The organism is Bartonella sp. AA89HNZF (assembly GCF_042196905.1).
Taxonomy (GTDB): Bacteria; Pseudomonadota; Alphaproteobacteria; order Rhizobiales; family Rhizobiaceae; genus Bartonella.
The window spans coordinates 1-2,179 of sequence record NZ_JBHIRD010000057.1 but is presented as its reverse complement, the minus strand read 5'-3'; the positions used below and the strand labels follow the sequence as shown (position 1 = coordinate 2,179).

Annotated in this window: 4 protein-coding genes; all 4 read left to right on the top strand. The window is 37.4% G+C overall.

Features of this window, described 5'->3' with window-relative positions; genetic code table 11:
- The coding region (locus ACFIN0_RS09590; RefSeq protein ID WP_375702434.1) for a hypothetical protein at nt 1–399 on the top strand (399 nt) is incomplete at its 5' end.
- A 48-nt stretch (nt 400–447) separates the two neighbouring features.
- Entirely contained in the window at nt 448–1,185 is a 738-nt protein-coding gene (locus tag ACFIN0_RS09585; RefSeq protein WP_375702433.1) for an antA/AntB antirepressor family protein, read from the top strand.
- Between the two features lie 12 nt (nt 1,186–1,197).
- Complete coding sequence (locus ACFIN0_RS09580) at nt 1,198–1,920, top strand: hypothetical protein (RefSeq protein WP_375702432.1); 723 nt, start codon at nt 1,198–1,200, stop codon at nt 1,918–1,920.
- Nucleotides 1,921–1,991: 71 nt separating this feature from the next.
- Nucleotides 1,992–2,179: recombinase RecT (locus ACFIN0_RS09575; protein WP_375702431.1), on the top strand; the 188-nt coding region annotated here is incomplete at its 3' end.

The following is a 2,179-nucleotide window of genomic DNA, read 5'->3' as shown; positions in this document are numbered from 1 at the left end:
GTGTTTATCAATTCTGATGAAATTCTCTTAGTCATCTGCGAAAATGAAGAACAAAATCTCGCTAAATCTGGTCCTTTCTTAGAAGAAAAGGACATGATCAAATTTATCGACCAAGCCGATAATGCTGTCCAAATTTTGCGTGTAGAACCAACGACTAATCGTTGTGAAGATATCTCTGAAGATATTGCCGAATGCTATCTGAAAGAATGTGAAGAGCAGTGTTTCAACGGCAATATACCTCACGACTTTGTTAAAGACAGTAACGCATACGGTTTTTTTTTAGAAGAAATCGAACAGCAGCGATATGAAGATGAAACTTACGGGACTTATGAACAGCAGCACCGTCTAACTCTTTCGGATGTCATTCCAAATTACCCACATTATACAGGGCGCTTTTAAAAACGCCCTCCTCTTTCCTCTTATTAAATGATCGGATGGAGTAAACTTATGAATAATCCTATCGCTATTACAAATAACACCATTAACGAAGAAAGCGTTCAGACAGTAAATGCACGTGAATTACATGTCTTTTTGGAGAGTAAACAAGATTTTTCTACTTGGATAAAAAAACGTATTATGACCTATGCTTTCCTTGATGGAAGGGACTTTATTCGCTTCCACAAAAAAATGGAAGCGAACAATGCCATAGCAGTAGAATACTATCTTACCTTAGACATGGCGAAAGAGCTTGCCATGGTCGAGCGTAATAAAAAAGGAAAGCAAGCCCGTCAATATTTTATTGAATGCGAGCGGCGTGCAAAGCAAGTTGTTACACCACAAATCGATTACTCAAGTCCACAAGCGATGATTGGCTTTTTGAATTACCTACAAGGACAAATAAATCAAAAAGATACTCTCATTGAAGATTTAAAACCAAAAGCAATGGCTCTTGAAAGCTTGCAACGCTCTGATGGGCTCTTCGGTCTTATTACAGCTGCTAAAATTCTTGAAATGCAACCCAAAAAATTCATTCTCTTCTTACAAGAAAAAAGATGGATATATCGAATTACTGATGGCGCTCCTTTGCTTCCTTATCAAGATAAAATCCAAAAAGGACTAATGGATTGCTCAACCCACATTATTCAAACAACAACAAAGGCTGAAAAAGTCATTCCTTCAGCAAAAATCACAACAAAAGGCATGGGGGTGCTGTCTCAAGAGATTAAAAGACAAAGCATGCATTAAGAGGCTATCATTATGGAAAAGAAATACGAACTTACTAATGAAACAATTCAGTTTGATGGAAAAACTCTTCACCGTATACGTGCTTTAAGGGATTTTGATGATGTCAAAAAAGGAGATCTTGGTGGCTTTATTGAAAAGGAATATAACTTAGGTCATAAAGGCAATTGCTGGGTCTATGATGATGCCAAGGTGCTTGAAAGCGCTACCATTTTTCATAATGCCAAGATATTTGATGGCGCCTGTATTAGTGGAAATGCTTCAGTTTATTCTGATGCACAAGTTTACAGTCGTGCTGTTGTTTTTGGTAATGCCGAAGTTTCTGGTAGTGCACATGTTTTTGGTGATGCTGTTGTCCGCGACAAATCTCATGTTTACGGTGATGCAGAAGTTTACAATAGCGCACTCATTTATGGTGACGCAGCAGTTTTTGAGAATGCACGAATAAAGAATAGTGCTAATGTTTACGACAATGCTCGTGTATATGGGAACGCAATAATTTGTGGTCCTGCTCTCATTTATAACAATGCTAAAGTTTATGGTGATGTCATTATATCATGCTCCAATTTCACGTATGAGGATGATATTAATTATGGAAATGTTGAGATTTTTGGAGATGCAAAAGTTTATGATAGTGCTCGCATTTATGACGCAGTCAAGATCTTTAGAAATGCCGAAATTCGTGGATTAGCTAATATTCGCGGAAACACGAGAATTCCTCAAGACATAAAAATTTAACAACCAACCAGCCTTTTAACACAAGCGTGATTCACGCCACGGGGGAATTGCGCGCAATGTAGGAAACAAACATGACAAATTCTTCTTTAACAACCATGGCAAGCAAATATGGGTTTTCTCATGATCAATTTCGAAAGACAATTATCAAAACATGTATCAATCATAACTTCTCTGATGAAGAGTTCGCTGCTTTTATCTCTGTTGCCAATACTTATGGTCTTAACCCTTTAACAAAAGAAATCTATGCACTCCCTAAAAA